Here is a 20,953-nt window from a genome sequence, read left to right as displayed (position 1 = left end):
CAAAAAAAACCGCGCCCGGCAAAGCTGGGGCGCGGTTTTGCAGGCAAAAAAGCCAGTTACAGCATGGCCTTCAGCAGCTTGGCCATTTCGGACGGGTTGCGCGTCACGGTGAAACCACACTCTTCCATGATGGCGAGCTTGGCATCGGCCGTATCGGCACCACCGGAAATCAGCGCACCCGCATGGCCCATGCGCTTGCCCGCGGGGGCAGTCACACCGGCGATGAAGCCGACGATCGGCTTCTTCATGTTGGCCTTGCACCACATGGCAGCTTCAGCTTCGTCAGGACCGCCGATTTCGCCGATCATGATGACCGCATCGGTATCCGGATCGTCGTTGAACATGCGCATCACGTCGATGTGCTTCAGACCGTTGATCGGGTCACCACCAATACCGACAGCGGAAGACTGGCCCAGACCGATTTCGGTCAGTTGGGCAACAGCTTCGTAGGTCAGGGTGCCGGAGCGGGAAACCACGCCGATGCGACCCTTGCGGTGAATGTGACCCGGCATGATGCCGATCTTGATTTCATCGGGCGTGATGAGACCCGGGCAGTTGGGACCCAGCAGCAGGGTTTCCTTGCCGCCGGCAGCAACCTTCTTCTTCATCTTGTTGCGCACTTCGAGCATATCCCGGACGGGGATGCCTTCGGTGATGCAGATGGCCAGATCCAGGTCAGCCTCAGCGGCCTCCCAGATGGCGGCAGCAGCGCCAGCGGGCGGCACGTAGATCACGGACACGGTGGCGCCGGTTTCGGCGGCCGCTTCCTTGACGGAGGCGTAGATGGGGATGTCGAAGATCTTCTCGCCAGCCTTCTTGGGATTAACGCCGGCAACGAAGCATTCCTTGCCGTTGGCGTATTCCTGGCACTTTTCCGTGTGGAACTGACCGGTCTTGCCGGTGATCCCCTGGGTGATGACCTTGGTGTCTTTGTTGATCAGAATGGACATTCGCTAACTCCTTACTTGACCGCGTCGACGATCTTCTGGGCCGCTTCGGCCATGGTGTCGGCAGCGATGATCGGGAGGCCCGAATCGCGCAGGATCTGCTTGCCGATCTCTTCGTTGGTGCCCTTCATGCGGACAACCAGCGGAACCGACAGATGCACTTCCTTGGCCGCGGTGACCACGCCAGTGGCGATGGTGTCGCAGCGCATGATGCCGCCAAAGATGTTGACGAGAATGCCCTTGACCTTGGGATTCTTGAGCATGATCTTGAAGGCTTCGGTCACCTTCTCGGTGGTGGCACCGCCGCCCACGTCGAGGAAGTTGGCCGGCTCGGCGCCGAACAGCTTGATGGTGTCCATGGTGGCCATGGCCAGACCGGCACCGTTCACCAGACAGCCGATGTTGCCGTCCAGGGAGATGTAGGCCAGATCAAACTTGGAGGCTTCGATTTCGTCGGCATCTTCTTCATCCAGATCGCGGAACTCGACGATTTCGGGATGACGGTAGAGGGCGTTGGAATCGAAGTTGAACTTGGCGTCCAGAGCCTTGATGGTGCCGTTGCCTTCCAGGATCAGCGGGTTGATTTCCGCCAGGGAGCAATCGGTTTCCATGTAGGTGGTGTACAGCTTCTTGAGGGTATCCACAGCCTGGGCAGTGGAGCCTTCGGGAACGCCGATACCGTTCGAGAGGAGCAGAGCCTGCTCGTCGGTCAGGCCGACGGCCGGATCAACGAAGACCTTGAGGATCTTCTCGGGGGTGGAGTGAGCAACTTCCTCGATGTCCATACCGCCTTCGCTGGAGGCCATCATGGCGACCTTCTGCGTGGCGCGGTCGGTCAGCGCGGCAACGTAGTATTCTTTCTTGATGTCGGCGCCTTCCTCGATGAGCAGGCGACGCACCTTCTGGCCTTCGGGGCCGGTCTGGTGGGTGACCAGTTGCATGCCGAGGATCTGATCGGCGTACTGGCGCACTTCGTCCAGGGACTTGGCGACCTTGACGCCACCGCCCTTGCCACGGCCGCCGGCGTGGATCTGAGCCTTGACGACCCAGACCTTGCCGCCCAGCGTTTCCGCTGCCTTGACTGCTTCATCGACTGAGAAACACGGCACGCCGCGCGGCGTCGTGACGCCAAATTTTCTCAGGATTTCCTTGCCCTGATATTCGTGAATTTTCATGGTTGCCCTTCGATCGAAGTCTTGGCCTTGCAAAGGCCGCTCACGCTTGGTTGATGGGACTCTTCGGAGCACACATGCGCTCCGCGATACAGTACGCCGTTCTCCCTCGTCCAGCGTACGCACCGCTCTTTCTTGAGCACACCGGATCTTCATTGACAGGCATGCAAAAGACGATCCTGCACCCGCCCGGGTCCGGTTTGTTCCAGACTCTGACCGACTACGGATCGGGTGATTATATACGAAACAACCGGCACCACTGATTTCACGCTGCAGCGCACAGAAAATGCCGGGTCAATCGACAGGGGAGCCCCTGAACCATCGGGGGTAATAACGCATCACCGTTGCAGATGTGGTCTCGAGGGCGTGACAGCGATCAAGCTGGAAGGGCTTTTCTTCCGAATTCTCCACATCGCGGCGGAAGGTCACCATGATCTGGATGGCTGCGGTCGGCAAGGACGCCAGCAATTCGGTGAGGTGGGTGCAGCCGCGCACGTCGGCGAACATCTCGGCAGCCGTCCTGCGGAAGCCCCGCACCAGGTTCAGCCCCACGAGACGCCGGTAGGCCGGGCCAATGGTGTCACAGCCTCCGGGGTAGGGCACCCAGTCGGAGCAAGCCTCCACTTCCAGGATGTTGAACTCCCTGTCAATGGTCAAACGCATGAAAAGGTCGTGAATGGGGTCCCCCCCCTTGCGCATCCCGGATGCCAGGGGAAAATCCTGATCCTTGATGTCGCTGAGGCGCGCCTCCAGGTCCAGGAGATCGTCCTCACGCAGGAATCCCTGGATCTCGATGCGGCGGGTGTGGACGCGCTGGCGTCCGGCTTTGGGCTCAGAAAGAGGCATGACGAAAGTGAATTAGACCGAAACGCATGTAAAAAGCGGGTGTCCGCTCCCTTTGTCGCGAAGATTGACAGGACAAACGCCCTGCTGCGACCTGGAAACTTCTTTAGAATACTGCAGCGCTGCCGAGACCGCACTTTCGGCATGCCCCGAACGCTCTCCAACGATACCCGGCCGGTTCCAAGTTCGAGCCACTGCATGCACCCAGCACCAACGTTCCTACCGCTCCTGCTGGCGGCGCTCCTCGCCCCTTACGCTACCCCTGTCGCCGCTCTCGGGGTTGGAGAGCTGGTGCCCCACTCCTTCCTCGGAGAGCCCCTGCGTGCGGAAGCGCAACTGCTCAGGGCAGGCGACGAACGCACGGACGCCCAATGCATCCGCAGTGCGCCCGCCGGAGGTAACGACGACATCCCGTGGATACCGGGCATCCGGACCCAGCTTGTCGGAGACAGGGTGCTACTCACCACCACCGAACCGGTCCATCATCCCGTCGCCATGATCAGCCTCCGCCTGGGCTGCGGGGCCGAGCTCCGCCGGGACTTCACCATTCTCCTGCAACCGCCGCGGTCAGCCAGGATCAGCTGGGAGCAGGCAGCGTTCCCGCAAGCACTCCAGTCTTCCCCGGGCAATACCCCAGCCCCCGGAACGATGGACGGACCTTCAAGGAAGGCCAGGGCGTCCTGGCAGGACGCACCCCGCACAGGCACACTCCCCCTCAGCACCGCGGCGTCACCACGGGGGGCCCGTACGCCGCCGGCCAACAGCCCCAAGGCCTCCGCCCGCCTGCCACGCCGCGAAGATCGCCTGATCATTGGCCAGGGCGCCGAAGCCGGTCTCCAGCCCCTGCGCATGAGCCTCGACCTGGCCACCCCGCCCCGCGACATGCCCCCTATGGCGAGCGGCGAAGCATCCCGCCAGGAACAGAAGATCCTGGCCGATATCGACGACCGGATTGCCGCCCAACTGGAGGTGGATGAAAAAATCCGGCGCCTTGAGGAATACCAGACCCTGCTCCGGGACCGACTCGCCCAGCAAGCGCCCTCCCGAGCGCCGGCTCAGCCCGCAGCACCGCCGCCAGCCAGCCCGGAGGAAGGATCACCGGCCGCCCCGAGGGCGGACATGGGGGGATGGACCCAGACCCTGATCGGAATCCTGACAGCCGTGATCGGCGGAGGCGCGCTGATCTGGCTACGTCGCCGGCGGAACGAAGACAGACCAACAGGTGCTCCGACAGAGCCCGGGCGCGGGATGTTTCCTGCAGATGCCGATGATGTGGCGCCCATGACCTCCCACGCCCCCCTGACCGAAGGAGCCTCGCTGGTGGAGTCCCGGGCCCAGCCCCGGACGACGACCAGCAACGCCAGGCGCCCCCCGGACACCACGGGCGACTGGAGCGAACCCGAACCCGCCCCCGCTCACCCAATCCCCTACAATCCGGAGGAAGACGAACAGGACTCGGCGCTCGAACTGGCCGAGATCATGATGTCCTTCGGACGCACCCAAGGGGCTGCCGAAACCCTGGCTGACTATATCCGCAACAACCCACGCCAGGCGGTCAAGCCCTGGCTCAAGCTGCTTGAGGTCTATCACGTGGCGGGCATGCGCGCTGAATTCGAGGTGCTGACCCGCCAGCTGAACAAGACCTTCAATGTGAAGATGATCGGCTGGAACGACTTCAAGTCCGTTCGGAGCGCGCCGGACACGCTCGAACAGATGCCGCATCTCATCCAGCAGTTGCAAGCCATCTGGCGCACCCAGGAGGCCCAGGTCTATATCCACCAGATCCTGAGAGACAACCGAAACGGGACCCGAGAGGGCTTTCCTCTGGTCGTGGTGGAAGAACTACTCTTGCTGCTGGCGATTCTCGACGACGAACTGGGTACTTACCGCCCCCCCTCGGATCTCAGCCTGGTGGCCATGGAGCCCCGACCCGACCCACACCAGGACTCCGCGACCGCCTGAACAAGAAATCGATCCCGTCAGACCGGGTTATCGATCTCCACAAACTCCACCTCAAGCCCGAAGCACTCGGCCAGATGGGCCCCCAGCGCCTGAACCCCGTAGCGCTCACTGGCATGATGTCCCAACCCCAGGTAAGCCACGCCGGTCTCCCGGGACAGGTGGGTCGTGGGCTCGGAAGCCTCTCCCGACAGGTAACAATCCACACCACAGGCCGCAGCCTGCTCGAAGTAGCCCTGCGCACCACCGGTGCACCAGGCAATCCGCCGAACCAGCTGGTTTTCATCACCCAGCATCAGGGGATCACGTCCCAGACGAGCCGCAGCCTGGCGGGCCAGTGCGCCCAGGGTCAATGGCTGGCGCAGACGGCCCAGCCAGCCGATATCCTGCTCTCCAAAGCGCCCCTCCGCCTCCCAACCCATCAGACGCGCCAGCTGGGCATTGTTCCCCAGCTCCGGGTGGGCATCCAGGGGCAGGTGATAGGCAAACAGGTTGATGTCATGGGTAATCAGGGTCGCCAGACGCCTGCGGCGCAGGCCGGTGATGCGGCCATCCTCACCACGCCAGAAGTAACCGTGATGCACCAGAACCGCATCCGCCTGACGGGCAACAGCAGCATCCAGCAGGGCCTGGCTGGCCGTCACCCCGCAGACCACACGCTGGATTCCCGCGCGGCCTTCCACCTGCAACCCGTTTGGGCAATAATCCTTGAACCGTGCAACCTCCAGGAGGTTCTCGAGATACTGCTGCAATGCGGCTCTTTCCATGGCCGTCCCCCCTCAATATCAGGCATTTTGGCGCCCCATTGCCTGGCGCGCCGGTGAGCAATTCTACGATGCATCGTCTCTGGATGATCTTCACCCAGGCCGTCACCCTCTCGGTGGCGATCCTGTTCGTGATCAGCACCCTCAAACCCGAGTGGCTCGGTGAGCAGCGCACCCCCCTGCCCTCCATCACCATCCAAGAAGCCACCGCGCCCGTGGCGGGCGATGGCGGCCGCCCCATGGCCTCCTATGCCGAAGCCGCCCGGGCGGCCCTCCCCGCCGTGGTGCACATCTTCACCAGCAAGGAAGTGAAGGCGCTGCGCCACCCCTTTGCCAATGATCCCCTCTTCCGCCACTTCTTTGGCGACCGTCTGGAAAATCGGCCGCAGCAACGTACCTCAGGCCTTGGCTCAGGCGTCATCGTCTCGCCGGAAGGTTACGTGTTGACGAACAACCACGTGATCGAGGCCGCCGACGAGATCGAGGTGGCCCTCAACGACGGGCGCAAGCTGCCGGCCCGCATCGTCGGCCGGGATCCGGAGTCCGACCTGGCCGTCCTGCAGATCCAGTCCGACGGAAAATTGAAGGCCATCACTTTCGGTCGCACTGAACAGCTTCACGTGGGTGACGTGGTTCTGGCCATCGGCAATCCCTTCGGTGTCGGCCAGACCGTCACCATGGGCATCGTCTCCGCCCTGGGACGCACCCACCTGGGCATCAACACCTTTGAGGATTTCATCCAGACGGATGCAGCCATCAACCCGGGCAATTCGGGCGGCGCCCTGGTGGATGCTGCGGGCAACCTGGTGGGCATCAATGCGGCCATCTACTCCCGCTCCGGGGGATCGCTCGGGATTGGCTTCGCCATTCCGGTCTCTCTGGCCCGCAACGTGATGGAGCAGATCATCCACAACGGCTCGGTCACCCGGGGCTGGATCGGGGTCGAGGTTCAACCCATCACCCAGGAATTGGCCGAATCCTTCGGCATGCCCTCCTCCGAAGGCACCCTGATTTCCGGCGTGATGCGTGGCAGCCCCGCCGATCGGGCCGGCGTACGCCCCGGCGATGTTCTGCTGGATGTGGAAGGCCGCCGGGTCAACGATCCTCAGGCCATGCTCGAAGCCATTGCGGCACTCGCCCCCGGACGCAAGGCCGCATTCGGCCTGCGCCGCGGCAAGGAAGGCATTCAGGTACAGGTAGAAATCGGCCGTCGCCCGCCTCTCTCCAGGGGAGACTGAACGGCAAGCGGCTCAGCTCATCCGCTTGCCCCAGTACGCCAGCACGTCGATCATCCGGTTGGCAAACCCCCATTCGTTGTCGAACCATACCAGCAGATTGAGCAGACGATCACCGCTCATCCGGGTCTGCCCGCCATCCACGATGGCCGAGTGGAAGCTGTGATTGAAATCGATGGAAGCATGGGGATCATCCGTGTACGCCATCCGCCCCGACTCCCGTCCCTCCACCACCCCCTTCACCAATGACCGGACTTCGCCCACCGTGGTGCTGCACTTCAGCGTCGCCACCAGGTCGATGGCGGATACATTGACCACCGGCACCCGGATCGCCTTGGACTCGATCCGACCGGTCAGTTCAGGCAGCAGACGCTGCACTCCACGAGCCAGCCCTGTGGCCACCGGAATCATCGACTGCATCGCCGAACGGGTGCGGTGCAGGTCCGTGTGGTGATAGCCATCAATCAGGGGCTGGTCGTTCATGACCGAATGGAGGGTGGTCAGCATGGCCTGCTCAATGCCGAAGGCCTGTTCCAGCAAAGCCAGGACCGGCACGATGGCGTTGGTGGTGCAGGATGCCGCCGAAACGATGCTCTCGCGCCCATCCAGGAGTTCATGGTTCATGCCGTACACCACGGTCCGGTCCACGTCCTGGGCCGTCTGGCCGGGATGCGACAGGAGCAGCCGCTTGCAGCCCGCCGTCAGGAAACGCTGCAGTTCGTGGCGGTGGCTGTAGCGCCCTGATGCCTCGATCAGGACATCTACCTCAAGGGCAGCCCAGTCGACGCCCTCAGGGGTGTCCGCGTGAAACACGCGTATCGGCTGGCCATCAATGCACAGGCCATCCCCCAGAACATCCACCTGGCCCGGAAAACAACCATGGGTGGAATCAAACCGGGTCAGATAGGCCATGCTTTCCAGGTCAGCCGGCTCGTTGATCGCGACGATCCTGAAATTCGACCGTACCGGAGAGGCCAGCAGGGCACGCAGAAAACAGCGCCCGATGCGCCCGTAACCATTGATTGCGATCTTGAGCGTCATGGCTCCCTTCCCAGAAATTTATGGACCCGGCCGCTCCCGCGCGCCAAAACGATGTCCCAATCCCATGCCCAGCCCCATGGCCACCACATAACCGACAGCATCAAGGCTACCGCTGCTGGCCGTCACCAGAGCAGGGCCCGGGCAGTAGCCCGACAATCCCCAGCCCACGCCAAACAGCAGACTGCCCACAATCAGGCGACTCTCGATGGGGCCGTGAGGTACCACCGGAGTCCGTCGCTGCAGCCACTGGAATACCGGCAAGGTGACGGCAATGGCACCTCCCATGACCAATCCAAGGGAAGGATCCCAAAGACCGCCTATATCCAGGAACCCCTGGACCTTCCCCGGCTGGACCATGCCGGAAATCATCAGCCCCAGTCCCATCAGAAGACCAGCAACAAGGGGCAGGCCCCACTCTCGGAGGCGCCTCATGATGCCCCCCCTGATACGAGACGCAGCACGGTAACGGTGGCCACACCCGCCCCCATAAAGCACAGCACCGCCACCAGGGAACGGGGCGACAGACGGGACAAACCGCATACCCCATGACCACTGGTACATCCCCGGGCAATACGAGTCCCGTACCCGGTTACCAGGCCCGCCACGAACAATGCCGGCCAGGAAATACCAAAGCGCGGGCCCTCGCCCCACTCTACAACCCCAGGCATCAACCATGGGGCGGAACACAACCCCAGCAGAAAGGCCAGCCGCCAGCCCAATCCATCCCGGGCGCCGGTCAGGACCTCCCCAAAAATACCGCTGATGCCGGCAATGCGGCGACAGCCCACCATCAGGACCACCGCAGCCAGACCAATCAAGGCTCCACCGCCCAGGGATTCCCAGGGCGTGAAATGGACCCAGTCGATTTTCATTCCTCATCCTCCAAATCCGCTCGAGATCACTTTAAACGGCGATCCAACCCACCAGTTTACCCCACGGACGCCCTCTGACCCGAACCGGGCCTGACCAAGACCGCTCATTCATTCCGGCAAATCAATAAAAACGATTCCAGAGAATAAAGTCTGCTGGCCATCATCAGGAAAAGTCGAACAGCCTCCTTCGCAGCTTCAGGCTGGCTTGCCTCACCATCGGGCCAGGCGGCCTACCCTGCGTCCTGCGCTTCCGTTTTCCCACAATTTATGGTGTTTAATGATGTCCGCCCGACATATGGGCCTCTTTCATGGATTACCGCCCATCCGGCAGCCCGACAGAAACCCAATGCAGCACCGCCAGCGCTTCCTCCAGATCCAGCACCTTCTCGAACACCACGAAGCCCTGTGGCGTCCCTCGCCCTTTTACCAGCCCCGCCCCACCTGGTGCGAGATGCACCCGGACCTCAGCGCAGCCCTGCTGAGTCTGGATGAAGATCGGGTGAATCATCTTGCCGCTGATCCCGTAGCCAGCCGGCAATGGCTTGCCGGCTGGCTGCCCATTGTGAAAGAACTACCCACCCTTGAGACCCTCCCTCCCCTGCCGGCCCGCACCCGGCCCGCGGCTGGCGTTCATTTCGACTGGTCCATACCAGGGCGCAAGCGGCAGCAGATCGAGGCCTTCGCCAATCATGTGCCCGCGACCACGGCACCGCTGCTGGAGTGGTGCGCCGGCAAGGGACACCTGGGCCGACGCCTCGCCCTCGCCGATAACCGGGCAGTCCATTCCCTGGAGATCGATGCCGGACTGTGTGCGGATGGACGCCATCTGGCCACCCGGGCCCGGGCGAATCAGACCCTGATCTGCGGCGATGCCCTGGCACCAGAGAGCAGGGATCATGTTCCGGGCCGGGAGGTGCTCGCCCTCCATGCCTGCGGCGAATTGCATCGGCATCTGGTTCGCCACGCAGCCACCGACGGAGCCCGCGGCTACCGGATCGCACCCTGCTGCTATTACCGGGGAGCCCAGGAGGGATACCGGCCCCTCAACCAGGACGCCCGACTGGCCATGGATGGCGGCGCCCTCCGCCTGGCCGTCACCGAAACGGTGACCGCCCCCCAGCGTCTGCGCCAGCGCCTCGCCCGGGATCAGGCCTGGAAACAGGGCTTGATTGCCCTGCGGAACAGTCTGGAAGGTGAAGCCGTCAGGCCTTATCCTCCCATGCCAACCCATCTGCTCTCCGGCGATTTCATCCGTTACGGCGAAGCCGTCGCACGACGCCAGGGGCTCGTGCTGCCCGCACGGGTGGACTGGGAGCACTGGCTCGCCGTTGGTGAGGCACGGCGCCAGGAGGTACGCCGCCTCGAACTGGTACGCCATACCTTCCGCCAATGCCTGGAGTTGTGGCTGGTCCTCGACATCGCCCTCGGACTCGAGGAGGCTGGATTTGAAGTAACCCTCGGCCACTTCTGCGACCGTTACCTGACCCCCCGTAACCTGCTGATCAGCGCCGAACGTCAACGCTGACTCCATGAAGAAAAGCTCATGACCCCATCTCCCATTCCCCTGTCTTTCCTTGACCTGGTGGCTGTCCGAGAGGGCGGCACCGTCGCCGAAGCACTTGCCACAGCCCTTGAAACCGCCCGTTATGCCGAACACCTGGGCTTTGCCCGTTACTGGCTCGCAGAACACCACAACATGGTGGGCATCGCCAGTTCTGCCACGGCCGTGCTGGTGGGACACATCGCCGCGGGCACATCGACGATCCGGGTGGGCTCGGGCGGCGTGATGTTGCCAAACCATGCTCCCCTGATGGTGGCCGAAGCGTTCGGCACCCTGGCCGAGCTCCATCCCGGACGCATCGATCTGGGCTTGGGGCGCGCTCCCGGAACGGACGGCCTCACCATGCGGGCCCTGCGCCGGGATCGTATTGAGCGGGAAGAAGATTTCCCCCGGGACGTCGCCGAATTACAGCAGCTGCTCGCGCCGGCCGAACCCGGCCAGCGGCTGATCGCAGTCCCCGGGGCAGGAACCCGCGTCCCCATCTGGCTCCTCGGGTCAAGCCTGTTCTCGGCTCATCTGGCAGCCGAGCGGGGCCTGCCCTATGCTTTCGCCTCCCACTTCGCCCCCCGACTGCTGCTGCAGGCCATTCAGACCTATCGCAGCCACTTCCGCCCCTCTGAGCAGTTGGCCAGGCCCTACGTGATCGTCGGCGTCCCTCTCATCGGCGCTTCCACAGACAACGAAGCGGAGTACCTGGCCAGCAGCACCTACCAACGGGTGCTGGGCATCCTGCGCGGAGATCGCCGCCCTCTGCAACCTCCCGAGGAAGGCTTCATGGAAGGTCTGCAGCCCGACGAACGTGCTGCGATCAGAAGCTTTATGGCGGCAGCCGTCGTCGGCGGGCCGGACACACTCCGTACAGGTCTGGCACAGCTGATCTCCGCCACCGGGGCCGACGAACTGATGCTGGTCAGCGACATCTTTGATCCGGAACTGCGGCTGAACTCCCTGCGCCTTGCCAGGGACGCCCGCGACGCACTGGAGACAGCAGCGACATGACCCCGGCAGACCTGCAAGGACTCGTGACGGTGGTGATGCCCTACGGAAAGTATAAAGGCCAGTTGCTGGCCGATCTGCCAGGGAGCTACCTGGCCTGGTTTGCCCGACAGGGATTTCCGGCCGGGACACTCGGACAACTCCTGGCCTTGATGTACGAACTGGATCACAACGACCTGCGGGCACTGCTGCACCCCTTGCGCAAACTCTGAAAAAACGGGTGCATCATCCAGCGGCACGTCACCCTGAACGTGGAAAATTCATCCACAACCCTCGCAGTGGCGATGTCCTCCTGGCCGCATGCTGACTGATCAGTTCGTCAAGACGATCAAACCCGAGGAGCACTTCGACGCGGAAGGGCTGTACCTCCGCCCCAGCGAGTGCGGCACCAAATCCTGAGTGCTGCGTTCGCGGGTGTCCGGCAAACCCGCAAAACAAGTCCTGGGGTGGTAGGCCCCCTGGCCAACTGGACGCCGAGCCCCGCGCAACCGGAGCTCTTCGGCCCTGGGGTGGACGCCCTGGGTATGACGACCGGCGCTCGGAGTACGCCCGCTTCAGCGCCGATCCCGTTTTCTGGGAGCCTCCAAGCGCCGGTCATCGGCGCTACACGGCCTGACCAGGTCCGCGCGGACGCCCTCGGGATGCGCCTGGACGAACACCGCCCCCCCGCCACCCGTCCGGTCCCGTTCAGCAACACCAGCCCGGCGACCCCTGTCGGCGGCCCGTTGGCGAACAGCGTTGAATTCCCGGCGCGAAGCACGCCGGCTCCGAAGGCTCCGAAGGCTCCGAAGGCTCCGAGCGTAGCGTCAGCCAACGCCGAGGCGCCCGCAGCTCCGAAGGCCCCCAAGAGCGATAAAGCGCGCCAGTTTGAAGCAGAGCTCAACGCAGCCGTCGCCGAGGGGGTGCCGGGCGCCGCTGTAGTCCGCGACGAGTGGAACCAACGAAACAAGACCATCGCGGACTACAAGGAACTCTCGGCCAAGCTGCGTGACGTCAAACAGGGTCCGGACATCCCGGTGAAGACCGCGGAGCAGAGCCTGGCGGAGAAAGCGAACATCACACCGGTGGAGCTCACCGATGAAGAGCGCCTCGCCGCCGGCCACGCCAGGGTAGTGAAGGACGGCCAGGTGTCCTGGCTGGCCCCGGAGGAGTTGGAGAAGCGCAAGACGAAAGTCGCCACGACCGACAACGCTCAGGTCGCCCCGGAGGACATCGAAGATCCGAAGCACGCCAAGGCTGTGAAGATGTTCATGGCCGGGGACTCCATGCGGGCGATTGGGCGGGAGGTCGGCGTGTCACACGAGACAGCACGATCACTGCTGATGCAGTACGGCTACGTCGTCGCTCAGCGTGACAAGGCGTCCACTGCCGAGCGGGAGACCGGCAAGGCATACGCCGCCGACGAGACCGTGGAGATCGTCGGCGCCGAACCCGAATCCGCACCACTTGGACTGGACATCGATCCGGAATCGGAGGCGTCCGCTGCGGACATGTCGGCCGAGATGCCGGACGACTACAGCAACAACGACGAGGTCGTCGACCGTGACTTGGAGCTCGGCGGCATCTCGATGCGCAACCGTCCGGATTCTGGGGCGGCCGTCGCCGCCACTGAGGATATCAAGGCGAAACGCGACGCCGAGCAAGAGCTGCACCGACGTCGGGCTGCGGATCCTGAGCTGTACGCGCGCGCCGGCAGCTACCTGCGGACCAAGGGCATCACCCGCAAGGGCGACGCGGTCCGCAGGGGGCTCATGATCAAGGCCATGGACGTGCTGTCTTCGGACACCCCGGCCCGCAAGGCCGAGCGAACACTGCGAGACTTCGCTATGGCGCTCGGCGGCAAAGAGTACACCACCAAACTAGAAGCCCAGGAAGCCCAAGAGGAAGAGGCGGCCGTTCTCGCCAAACAAACGGAAACGTTGGATGCCGCGGTCGAACGGATCGTCGCCGGCGACGTCGACGCCGTGATGGCCGCGTTGGAGCTGCTCACCGGCGAGAACGGCCGCACGCTGCGGCGACGCCTGGTGGACCACTTCGGGATGCCTAGCAGCTACAGCAACGAGCAGATCATCCAGTATTTTATGGAGCTGCACGAAGAAGCCGAAGCCCGGATGCAGCCGCTGGTCGAAGAAGCTGCTACGCTGTGGGGGGAAGGGTTCGACGGCCTGACGCCGGCACAGCAGCGGGCGTTCGCCACGGACCTGATGAACATCGGCGACCTCAAGTACGACACGCGCGTGCTGCGCCAACTGCGGGAAGAAATCAATGGACAAGTGGGACGAAGCGAAGAAGGCGGTGGACAAGTTGAAGTTGGACCAGCTGCCGGAAGAGATGAAGGACGTACTGCGGAAGAAGGGGCACAGCCTGATGCTGTCTCTGGACCGGGCGAATCGAGTAAAGGCCCAGTGGTCAAAGTCCGCAAGCGCCGAACCCTCCAGCGAGGCACCCAAGACGTAGCACCGGAGCGGACCACCCCCGACGACGCACCGACCACCTCCGCTCGTCGGATCGAGCCCCTGACCGGCAGCCGGGCCTTTGTGCGCGCCATGGTGGGGCTGCGCAGCAACCTGCCCAAGAGCCCCACGCTCGACGCCGATCTGCGCGAGAACCTCGTCGCCGGCGACATCAAGGGCGCCCTGGACGCGATCGCCGCCGGCGGCAGCTCCGTCGCTGCCCGGCAGCTGGCCAAGAAGCTCTCCGCGCTGATGACCGACGCCGTCCAGGTCGAGGTGGTGGAGCCGGGCAAATACTACCCCGAGGGCGTGCCCAACATCCTGGCGTCGGCCTACGGCGTGGCCGAGCTCGACCGCGACAACAAGCGCGTCACGATCTACCTGCGCAGCGACGTGGGGGTAAACGAGGAGACGGTTCTCCACGAGGCGCTCCACGCGGCCCTGCAGTCGCGGTACGACTTCTTCGGTTATGGGGCCACCGACGGCAAGGCCGGCGCCGCGGCGCTCGCGCAGTTCAACGAGACTTGGAAGGCGTTCCAGGCCGAGGTGAGCCGGGCCACCGGTGAACTGCCGATCGGCGTACGCGAGGCGGCCCGCAGCCCCGACGAGTTCATCACCTACGCGTTGACCAACCCGGAGACCCAGGCCTGGATGCAGAGCCGGCGGTACCGCGGGCGGACCCTGTGGGAGCGGTTCAAGAACTTTGTGGCCTCGGCCCTGGGGTTCCGCAGCGCGCCCAACTGGCTCGACGCTGCCATGCGGGTGAGCGACGAGGTGCTGGAAGGTGCCGCCCAGGACAAGGCCGACTTCTCCGCGTCGGAGGCGCTGGCTGGGCGCACTGCGGTGTCCCCCCAGCTGATCGAGATCGCCGACCGGTACGGCCCCACCGCGGCCAAGGCAGTGACCGACACGTCGAGCATCATGCGCAAGGCCGGTGACTCGATGCTGTTCCTGCACGACTTGGTCGACAAGTACAAAGGCCAGCTCCCGTCGGCGGGCGCGGCCAAACAGTTCTCGACGCTGTAGGGCGGACAAACTGAACCCCCAGAAGGCGGTGGTTGAACCGTAACACAGGCGCCGTAGGATAAATCCACCCTGGCGCCTGTACCAAACCGCGTACCACGATCTACCCCACAGCCGCCTTCGGGCGGCTTTTTCGTTTTCAGATCGACAGATTAGGAGCACCCATGAAGGATCGCGTCTACTGTTACCACTGCATGACACACCACCCACGCGAGGCCATGCGCCGGGTGATGACCCGGACCGGAGAGCGCTGGAGATGCGTTCGCTCCATCGAAGGGGCACAGGGCAACACCCGGGAGAGAGAAGCCTTCGGAGAGCGCCAGACGGAAGTCAATCGGGCACGCGCACGGAGCCTGCAGCAAGAGCAAGGACGACGCTGGGCCAGCCTGCGCTGAAAACCAGCCCCCCGCAAGCCGGCATGATCCAGAGCCTCAACCGTGTCAGTGGGATTTCATGAGTTTGACAGGCAGCATCAGGAGACGCGGAGAGCAGCCTCTCGGCCAAGCCGGATTTCTTGTACAAAGCCCTGGGAAAACCGCCCAGACCTCCGAAAAAGGTTCTTCGCACGCTCCGGGGGAAGTGGTGGTTACCAGGCCCGAGCCTGGTAGATTGGCAGTTGCCAAACCAACTGATTTCCTTGCTCTGGCCCGCCATGGGCGATGCCATGTTGGGCCTGGCCTCCGTCGGTACAGGATCAGGTAAGCGAGCCCCTTGCGTAGTGCGCCCGCACAGCGTCAAGTCATCAAGGCCATCGTCCCCGGAAAAGCGCGATAAAACAAAAAAGCCCGATCACATGAATGACCGAGCTTTTTTAAATTTGGTTGCGGGGGCAGGATTTGAACCTGCGACCTTCGGGTTATGAGCCCGACGAGCTGCCAGACTGCTCCACCCCGCGTCTGAGAAACGAATAATACCCTAATTCGTGTTTAACACCAAACTATTTTTGCAACGCAACATACGCCCCTTCACCCTTCACCCTTCACCCTTCACCCTTCACCCTTCACCCTTCACCCTTCACCCTTCACCCTTCATCAGGGGGGTGCGAGTCGCAAGCACCCTCAGGCCCCCACAGTGGCTCCGCTCCTTCAACGCAGGGGGAAGCTGCACCGGGACAAAACCGCTCACCGGCTCGGAGACCGCCAGGCGTAAGGACAGACAGGACTGCTCGGGTGCGGATTTCGTCGGGCTCGAACGTGCGAGGCCCCGGGCGGAGTGGACCAACGCGTTCTGGCTGCAACTCCTGCTTGCATCCCTGGCCCTGTGGCTGGCGCCCGGCATGGCTTCCCTGACAACCTGGCGCCCCCTGGGGAAAAGGGAGGCCATCAGGGCATGAGCCACCTGTAGGGTTGGGCAGCTACGTCAGGGGCGTTCTTCGCGTTCCGCTTCCCACGCCTCGGCAAAGCTCTCGAAGGCCTCCCGGGTCAGCGGGGGGCTGAACAGGTAGCCCTGGTAGGCCGGGCAGCCCAGGCCGGCCAGGAGGTCCCGCTGCATGTGGGTCTCGACACCCTCGGCGATGACGCTGAGGCCCAGGTTGCGGGCCAGGGCGACGATGCTGCGGGCGATCACCGCGTCGTTGGGATGGACGTCCAGATCGCACACGAAGGATTGATCGATCTTGAGCTGGTCGAGGGGCAGGCGCTGCAGGTAGGCGAGGGACGAGTAGCCAGTGCCGAAGTCGTCGAGGGCGAAGCTGACGCCGCGGGCGCGCAGGGCGGTCATCTTGGCGATCACGTCTGCCAGGTCGTCGAGCAGCAGGCTCTCGGTCAGTTCCAGCTTGAGCTTGTGCGGGTCGGCGCCGCTGCGGTCGAGGACGGTACACACCTGCTCGACAAAGTACGGCTGGCGAAACTGGCGGACGCTGACATTGACGGCGATCACCAGGTGGGCGCGGGTAGGCAGGGCGGACCACTTCCTGAGCTCCTGGCAGGCGGTTTCCAGCACCCACAGGCCGAGCGGATGGATCAATTGGGTCTCCTCGGCCAGCGGGATGAAGCGGGCCGGGGTCACCAGGCCCAGGCGCGGATGCTGCCAGCGCACCAGGGCTTCGGCGCCGATGATGGCGCCGTGCTCGTTGACCTGGGGCTGGTAGTAGAGGCGCAGCTCCTGTTGCTGCAGGGCGGTGCGCAACTCCTTTTCGAGGGCGGCGCGGGCGCTCACGGCGGCCTGCATTTCCGGGTCGAAGAAGCGCATGGTGTTGCGCCCGGCCGCTTTGGCGCTGTAAAGGGCCAGGTCGGCTCGCTTCATCAGTTCGTCGCTCGCCCCTTCGTGGTCGGCGAACAGGGTGATGCCGATGCTCGGCGTGCAGTGATAGTCGTGGCCGGCCAGGTCGTAGGGAATGTTGAGGGTGGCGAGGATCTTGTCGCCGACGATGCGGGCCTGGGTGGCGGCCTCCGCGGCGACCGGGTGGAGGTCGTCGAGGAGCACCACGAACTCGTCGCCGCCCAGGCGGGCCACCGTGTCCCCTTCGCGGACGCAGCTGACCAGGCGATCGGCGACCTGCTGCAGCAGGAGGTCGCCCATGTCGTGGCCGAAGGTGTCGTTGAGGGTCTTGAAGTTGTCCAGGTCGATGAACAGCAAGGCGCCGTGACGCTTGCTGCGGGCGACCGTGGCCAGGGTGTGGCGCAGCCGGTCGAGGAGCAGGCGGCGGTTGGGCAGCTGGGTCAGGGGGTCGTAGAAGGCGAGGTTGCGGATCTCGCTCTCGGCCTCCTTGCGTTCGGTGATGTCGGTGAGCGAGGCCACGTAGTGGCTGGGATTGCCTTCACCGTCAAGAACGGTGCTGATGGTCATCCACTCGGGGTAGATCTCGCCATTCTTACGGCGGTTCCAGATCTCTCCCTGCCAGGCGCCGGTGCTGCGCAGGCTGGCGTACATGGAGTCGTAGAAGTCGCGATCGTGGCGGCCCGAGCGGAGCAGGCGCGGGGTTCGCCCGACCGCCTCGGCCTCGGAGTAACCGGTGATCTCGGTGAAGGCGCGATTGACCCGCAGGATGGTATTGCTGGCGTCGGTGATGAGCATGCCCTCCTGGGATTCGAAGGCGATGGCGGCGATCCGCAGGTCGATCTCGGTGCGCATGTGCGCGGTAATGTCGCGGCTGATGCCGAACAGGCCGGTGACCTTGCCTGCCTCATCAAGGATCGGCCATTTGCAGCTGTTGATCCAGCCGCGCCGGCCTGCGCCATCGTAGTAGGGGTCGGTCTTGTCGATCAGCGGCGTGCCATCGCGGATGATGGCGATTTCCTCTCCGTGGTAAATCGGGCCGGTATCCGGGGGGAACACGTCAAGGGTGTGCTTGCCGATCAGGTCGCGCCAGCTGCGGTGCCCGGTGATCCTGGCGAGGGCCTGGCTGCAGAAGCGGAAGCGGCTGTCGGTGTCCTTGAAGTAGATGAAGTCGGTCGTGTTCTCGAGAAAGCTCACGAAGTCCCGATTGAGCTCGTCGCGCTCGGCCTCGAGGCGACGGCGTTCCGTGATGTCGGTGAGAGTGCCCACGTAGTGGGTCGGGTGGCCTTCGTCGTCACGTACCGTGGTGATGGTCAGGAAATGGGGGTGGATGCTACCGTCCTTGTGACGGTTCAGGATCTCACCGGCCCAGGTGCCGTGCTGGTATAGCCGCTCCCGGATATTGGCGTAGAAGGCGCTGTCGTGGAGCCCGGACTTCATGAAATTCATGCTGCCGCCGATCACCTCCGCCGCGGTGAAGCCGGTGATGGTGGTGAAGGCTTTATTGATCTGCAGGACCCGGTAGGCGTCATCGGTAACGACCATCCCTTCCTGGGATTCGAAGGCGATGGCGGCGATGCGCAGGCGCGCCTGGTCGGCCTCCCGCTCCCGGGCAAGGCGCTCGAAGCGCGCGAAATACAGCCCGCTCAGGGCGAGGGCGGCCAACAGCACGACGCCGACGATGCCTGCCGATCGGGTTGCCTCCTGGCGCCAGTCCTCGAGTGCCTTCTCCTTGTCGAGGCGCACGACCAGCACCAGCGGGTAGGCGCGGGAGGCCCGGTAGGCGGTCAGGGTGGTGCGCCCGTCGGGCAGCTGCTCCTCGAAGCTGCCGATCTCCGAGGCCGCGAGCCGCTTCAGGACCTCCTGGTCGGCGTCATGGCGGCCTGGTTGCGCCTGTTCGTCGGTTCCGAGCAGCAGCAGTCCGTCGTAGCGGAGCAGCTCCACCGTGCCCTGCCGCGGGTCCAAATGGGCGCTGTAGAAGTTGAGGAAGTAATCAGCATTCACCGAAGCGGCAGCACTCATCCAGCTTTCGCCGGAGAGGCGCACATCGCGGATTACCGGGATGAAGCTTGAGAGCGGTACGCTGCTGCCGGGCGCGTGGCCGTCGTGGAAGTCGTGGCCACCCAGCAGCGGGCCGACGCGCAGGATCTCGACGGGCTCCGGGGCGGGGGGCAGGAACTGGTCCGCCGTCAGAGGGACGCCCTTGTTGCGGGGGTCGGAAGTGAGGTGGATCCGGCCTGTTGCGTCGAGGGTGCTGATCGAGCGCAGGTAGGGGGCGTGGCGCAGCAGCCGGGACAGGCCGGTGCCGCCCAGCTTGTCGCTGGCGGCCTGGACCAGGCTGGTATCGATGATGTTGAAGCTCTGGGTCAGGTGGTTCTCGAAAGTGCGGGCGGTCCTAGTTCTTGCTGGCGCCGGCGGGCACTGCAATGGGGTCGAGCTTGTGGCGCCGGATGGCGTCCATCAATTGACCGTTTCGGGTGGCGTCGGCAAGAAACTGCTCTACCCGTGCATGCCATGGGTTGTCGCCCTGCTGCATGGCGTAGGCGTAGGGCGTCAGGTGATAGGTAGAGGCCGGCGCCACCAGACGGGCCCAGTCGGTCGTTTCCAGCATGCGCCGGCTGAAGGGGAAGTCGGTCATGAACACGTCGGCGCGTCCCGACTCCACCTCCTGCTCGCGCCCCTGGGTGGTGTCGGTGACCAGCAGGGTGGCCTGGCGCAGCTTGTCCCGCATGATCGGTTCGTGCAGGGTACCCTTGGCCACGGCGACCACCACGCCGGGCTTGTCGATGTCGTCCCAGGTCTTGATCCGCCGGTTGCTCTTGGTGGTGATGGCGTAGATGTCGCTCATCAGGTGGGGGCGGGTGAAGCGCAGCTTTTCGCTTCGCTGTGGGGTGATCCCGATGGCGAACATGGCGATGTCGCAGCGGTCCTGGGTCAGGTCGCCGATCAACTGGGCGAACGAGCTGTCCACGAAACGCACCACCACGTTCAAGTCGCGGGCGAGGGCCCGCGCCATGTCGATATCGATGCCTTCCAGCAGCTGGGTCTTGGGGTTGCGGTAGGAGATACCGTAATAGTCGGGCCAGATGCAGACCCGCATCTCGCGAGCAGCCAGTACCCGCTCGAGGTGCCCCGCTGCCTGACCCGCACTGGCCATGGCGATCAGCCCGGCCGCCGCGAGCACGCGTTTCATTGTTGCTTTCCGGGCTGGGCGAAGGGCGCCATGGGCAGGATCAAAATGGGACAAGCGATAAAAGATCTGCATATTCTATGCAAACAAAGGTGCCCGGACCAGCCAGCGCGGCCTGTCTCTCAGACCCGGCGTGACCTTATGCGCGTTGCTTCCGGTCCCTGCTTCACCTTGACCGCCCCGCCCGCTGGCGAAGCCCTTGCCGTGGCGGGCCGCGACCTCTTCAAGGGGCTCGAGCGCCAGGTGCCGCTGCGCAAACGGATAGCCTGCACAGGTGGCGCGGACGAACAGGTGTTGCAGCCGGTCGAGGAACAGGCTGAAGCCCAGCAGGCCGGTGGCCGGGGCGTACCACTACATGTCGGTGTCCAGCCACACCATCAGCGAAACTTGGGCCTTGAGTACCGCGTTGTCGTCGGCCCAGTTTGTCGTCTTGTATCTGCCCCGCGGGCGCCTGCCTTCACTCATGGCCAGAGCCTACCCGTTGGCACAGTGGGTTTGTGCAACAAAGCCGCACGAAGCCAAAAACAAAAAGGCCAACCCCGAAGAGTTGACCTAAGCGCTTGACTTTATTGGTGCCCCCTGACGGAATCGACTTCCCTTGATTGGCGGGCCTTTCCGGGCTTCGTGCGTAATTTTTGGGGAGTTCGATTGCAGGCTGGGCGGCAGTTGGGGCTGGATGG

Annotated in this window: 16 protein-coding genes, 1 tRNA gene and 1 pseudogene; 7 read left to right on the top strand and 11 right to left on the bottom strand. The window is 64.0% G+C overall.

Annotated elements, in window-relative coordinates:
• Nucleotides 1-56 precede the first annotated feature (56 nt).
• From sucD to PHI64_RS19190, 3 genes are all read right to left on the bottom strand, one after another.
• Entirely contained in the window at nt 57-950 is an 894-nt protein-coding gene (sucD, locus tag PHI64_RS19200) for a succinate--CoA ligase subunit alpha (RefSeq protein WP_299886403.1), read from the bottom strand.
• Nucleotides 951-961: 11 nt separating this feature from the next.
• Nucleotides 962-2,122 carry an ADP-forming succinate--CoA ligase subunit beta gene (gene sucC / locus PHI64_RS19195; protein WP_299886400.1) on the bottom strand — a complete coding sequence of 387 codons (1,161 nt, stop codon included), beginning with the start codon at nt 2,120-2,122 and terminating at the stop codon, nt 962-964.
• A 291-nt stretch (nt 2,123-2,413) separates the two neighbouring features.
• Complete coding sequence (locus PHI64_RS19190) at nt 2,414-2,965, bottom strand: DUF2889 domain-containing protein (protein ID WP_299886399.1); 552 nt, start codon at nt 2,963-2,965, stop codon at nt 2,414-2,416.
• A gap of 195 nt (nt 2,966-3,160) precedes the next feature.
• On the opposite strand from PHI64_RS19190, the gene PHI64_RS19185 reads away from it, so the two are divergent.
• Nucleotides 3,161-4,924: a hypothetical protein gene (locus PHI64_RS19185; RefSeq protein WP_299886397.1), complete on the top strand. Its 1,764-nt coding sequence runs from the start codon at nt 3,161-3,163 to the stop codon at nt 4,922-4,924.
• Nucleotides 4,925-4,941: 17 nt separating this feature from the next.
• Here PHI64_RS19185 and PHI64_RS19180 read toward each other — a convergent pair whose 3' ends face one another.
• A complete protein-coding gene (locus PHI64_RS19180) occupies nt 4,942-5,688 on the bottom strand; it encodes a Nif3-like dinuclear metal center hexameric protein (protein WP_299886395.1) in 747 nt (248 codons plus the stop codon).
• Between the two features lie 68 nt (nt 5,689-5,756).
• Here PHI64_RS19180 and PHI64_RS19175 point away from each other — a divergent pair, with 68 nt between their 5' ends.
• Entirely contained in the window at nt 5,757-6,923 is a 1,167-nt protein-coding gene (locus PHI64_RS19175) for a Do family serine endopeptidase (RefSeq protein ID WP_299886391.1), read from the top strand.
• A gap of 12 nt (nt 6,924-6,935) precedes the next feature.
• Here the strand turns inward: PHI64_RS19175 and PHI64_RS19170 are convergent, their stop codons facing one another.
• From PHI64_RS19170 to PHI64_RS19160, 3 genes are read right to left on the bottom strand one after another with little or no spacing between them, the layout of a single operon-like run.
• Nucleotides 6,936-7,961 carry a glyceraldehyde 3-phosphate dehydrogenase NAD-binding domain-containing protein gene (locus PHI64_RS19170; protein WP_299886388.1) on the bottom strand — a complete coding sequence of 342 codons (1,026 nt, stop codon included), beginning with the start codon at nt 7,959-7,961 and terminating at the stop codon, nt 6,936-6,938.
• An 18-nt stretch (nt 7,962-7,979) separates the two neighbouring features.
• Nucleotides 7,980-8,393, bottom strand: a complete 414-nt coding sequence (locus tag PHI64_RS23635) for a DUF6691 family protein (RefSeq protein WP_366945224.1) — start codon at nt 8,391-8,393, stop codon at nt 7,980-7,982.
• Nucleotides 8,390-8,833: a YeeE/YedE family protein gene (locus tag PHI64_RS19160; protein ID WP_299886382.1), complete on the bottom strand. Its 444-nt coding sequence runs from the start codon at nt 8,831-8,833 to the stop codon at nt 8,390-8,392. Before PHI64_RS19160 ends, PHI64_RS23635 begins: the two co-directional genes overlap by 4 nt.
• Before the next feature lie 346 nt (nt 8,834-9,179).
• Here PHI64_RS19160 and PHI64_RS19155 point away from each other — a divergent pair, with 346 nt between their 5' ends.
• The 5 genes from PHI64_RS19155 (at nt 9,180) to PHI64_RS19135 (ending at nt 15,261) form a co-directional block, all read left to right on the top strand.
• Nucleotides 9,180-10,358 (top strand): methyltransferase, encoded by a 1,179-nt coding sequence (locus PHI64_RS19155; protein ID WP_299886380.1) that lies wholly within the window; start codon nt 9,180-9,182, stop codon nt 10,356-10,358.
• An 18-nt stretch (nt 10,359-10,376) separates the two neighbouring features.
• Nucleotides 10,377-11,393 (top strand): LLM class flavin-dependent oxidoreductase, encoded by a 1,017-nt coding sequence (locus tag PHI64_RS19150; protein WP_299886377.1) that lies wholly within the window; start codon nt 10,377-10,379, stop codon nt 11,391-11,393.
• Nucleotides 11,390-11,602 (top strand): DUF3820 family protein, encoded by a 213-nt coding sequence (locus tag PHI64_RS19145; RefSeq protein WP_299886374.1) that lies wholly within the window; start codon nt 11,390-11,392, stop codon nt 11,600-11,602. Before PHI64_RS19150 ends, PHI64_RS19145 begins: the two co-directional genes overlap by 4 nt.
• Nucleotides 11,603-12,031: 429 nt before the next feature.
• A complete protein-coding gene (locus tag PHI64_RS19140) occupies nt 12,032-14,869 on the top strand; it encodes a hypothetical protein (RefSeq protein WP_299886371.1) in 2,838 nt (945 codons plus the stop codon).
• A gap of 161 nt (nt 14,870-15,030) precedes the next feature.
• Complete coding sequence (locus tag PHI64_RS19135) at nt 15,031-15,261, top strand: hypothetical protein (RefSeq protein WP_299886368.1); 231 nt, start codon at nt 15,031-15,033, stop codon at nt 15,259-15,261.
• A 423-nt stretch (nt 15,262-15,684) separates the two neighbouring features.
• Here the strand turns inward: PHI64_RS19135 and PHI64_RS19130 are convergent.
• The 4 genes and pseudogenes from PHI64_RS19130 to PHI64_RS19115 all read right to left on the bottom strand — a co-directional run.
• Nucleotides 15,685-15,761, bottom strand: a tRNA-Met gene (locus PHI64_RS19130).
• A gap of 464 nt (nt 15,762-16,225) precedes the next feature.
• A complete protein-coding gene (locus PHI64_RS19125; protein ID WP_299886365.1) occupies nt 16,226-19,510 on the bottom strand; it encodes an EAL domain-containing protein in 3,285 nt (1,094 codons plus the stop codon).
• Nucleotides 19,479-20,276: an ABC transporter substrate-binding protein gene (locus tag PHI64_RS19120; RefSeq protein ID WP_299886362.1), complete on the bottom strand. Its 798-nt coding sequence runs from the start codon at nt 20,274-20,276 to the stop codon at nt 19,479-19,481. Before PHI64_RS19120 ends, PHI64_RS19125 begins: the two co-directional genes overlap by 32 nt.
• Nucleotides 20,277-20,627: 351 nt before the next feature.
• A pseudogene (locus PHI64_RS19115) lies at nt 20,628-20,738 on the bottom strand (IS5/IS1182 family transposase); the annotation flags it as partial.
• Between the last annotated feature and the right edge of the window lie 215 nt (nt 20,739-20,953).

The sequence above is a fragment of the Zoogloea sp. genome (genome assembly GCF_028689785.1).
GTDB lineage: Bacteria > Pseudomonadota > Gammaproteobacteria > Burkholderiales > Rhodocyclaceae > Zoogloea.
This window is presented reverse-complemented; position numbering and strand designations above follow the sequence as displayed.

What these genes read in the sequence shown, in the direction of transcription:
- PHI64_RS19190 (WP_299886399.1), bottom strand. Translation starts at nt 2,965, where the DNA reads ATGCCTCTTTCTGAGCCCAAAGCCGGACGCCAGCGCGTCCACACCCGC.
- PHI64_RS19175 (WP_299886391.1), top strand. Translation starts at nt 5,757, where the DNA reads ATGCATCGTCTCTGGATGATCTTCACCCAGGCCGTCACCCTCTCGGTG.
- PHI64_RS19160 (WP_299886382.1), bottom strand. Translation starts at nt 8,833, where the DNA reads ATGAAAATCGACTGGGTCCATTTCACGCCCTGGGAATCCCTGGGCGGT.
- PHI64_RS23635 (WP_366945224.1), bottom strand. Translation starts at nt 8,393, where the DNA reads ATGAGGCGCCTCCGAGAGTGGGGCCTGCCCCTTGTTGCTGGTCTTCTG.
- PHI64_RS19180 (WP_299886395.1), bottom strand. Translation starts at nt 5,688, where the DNA reads ATGGAAAGAGCCGCATTGCAGCAGTATCTCGAGAACCTCCTGGAGGTT.
- PHI64_RS19140 (WP_299886371.1), top strand. Translation starts at nt 12,032, where the DNA reads ATGCGCCTGGACGAACACCGCCCCCCCGCCACCCGTCCGGTCCCGTTC.
- PHI64_RS19185 (WP_299886397.1), top strand. Translation starts at nt 3,161, where the DNA reads ATGCACCCAGCACCAACGTTCCTACCGCTCCTGCTGGCGGCGCTCCTC.
- sucD (WP_299886403.1), bottom strand. Translation starts at nt 950, where the DNA reads ATGTCCATTCTGATCAACAAAGACACCAAGGTCATCACCCAGGGGATC.
- PHI64_RS19155 (WP_299886380.1), top strand. Translation starts at nt 9,180, where the DNA reads ATGCAGCACCGCCAGCGCTTCCTCCAGATCCAGCACCTTCTCGAACAC.
- PHI64_RS19150 (WP_299886377.1), top strand. Translation starts at nt 10,377, where the DNA reads ATGACCCCATCTCCCATTCCCCTGTCTTTCCTTGACCTGGTGGCTGTC.
- sucC (WP_299886400.1), bottom strand. Translation starts at nt 2,122, where the DNA reads ATGAAAATTCACGAATATCAGGGCAAGGAAATCCTGAGAAAATTTGGC.
- PHI64_RS19145 (WP_299886374.1), top strand. Translation starts at nt 11,390, where the DNA reads ATGACCCCGGCAGACCTGCAAGGACTCGTGACGGTGGTGATGCCCTAC.
- PHI64_RS19170 (WP_299886388.1), bottom strand. Translation starts at nt 7,961, where the DNA reads ATGACGCTCAAGATCGCAATCAATGGTTACGGGCGCATCGGGCGCTGT.
- PHI64_RS19135 (WP_299886368.1), top strand. Translation starts at nt 15,031, where the DNA reads ATGAAGGATCGCGTCTACTGTTACCACTGCATGACACACCACCCACGC.
- PHI64_RS19120 (WP_299886362.1), bottom strand. Translation starts at nt 20,276, where the DNA reads ATGAAACGCGTGCTCGCGGCGGCCGGGCTGATCGCCATGGCCAGTGCG.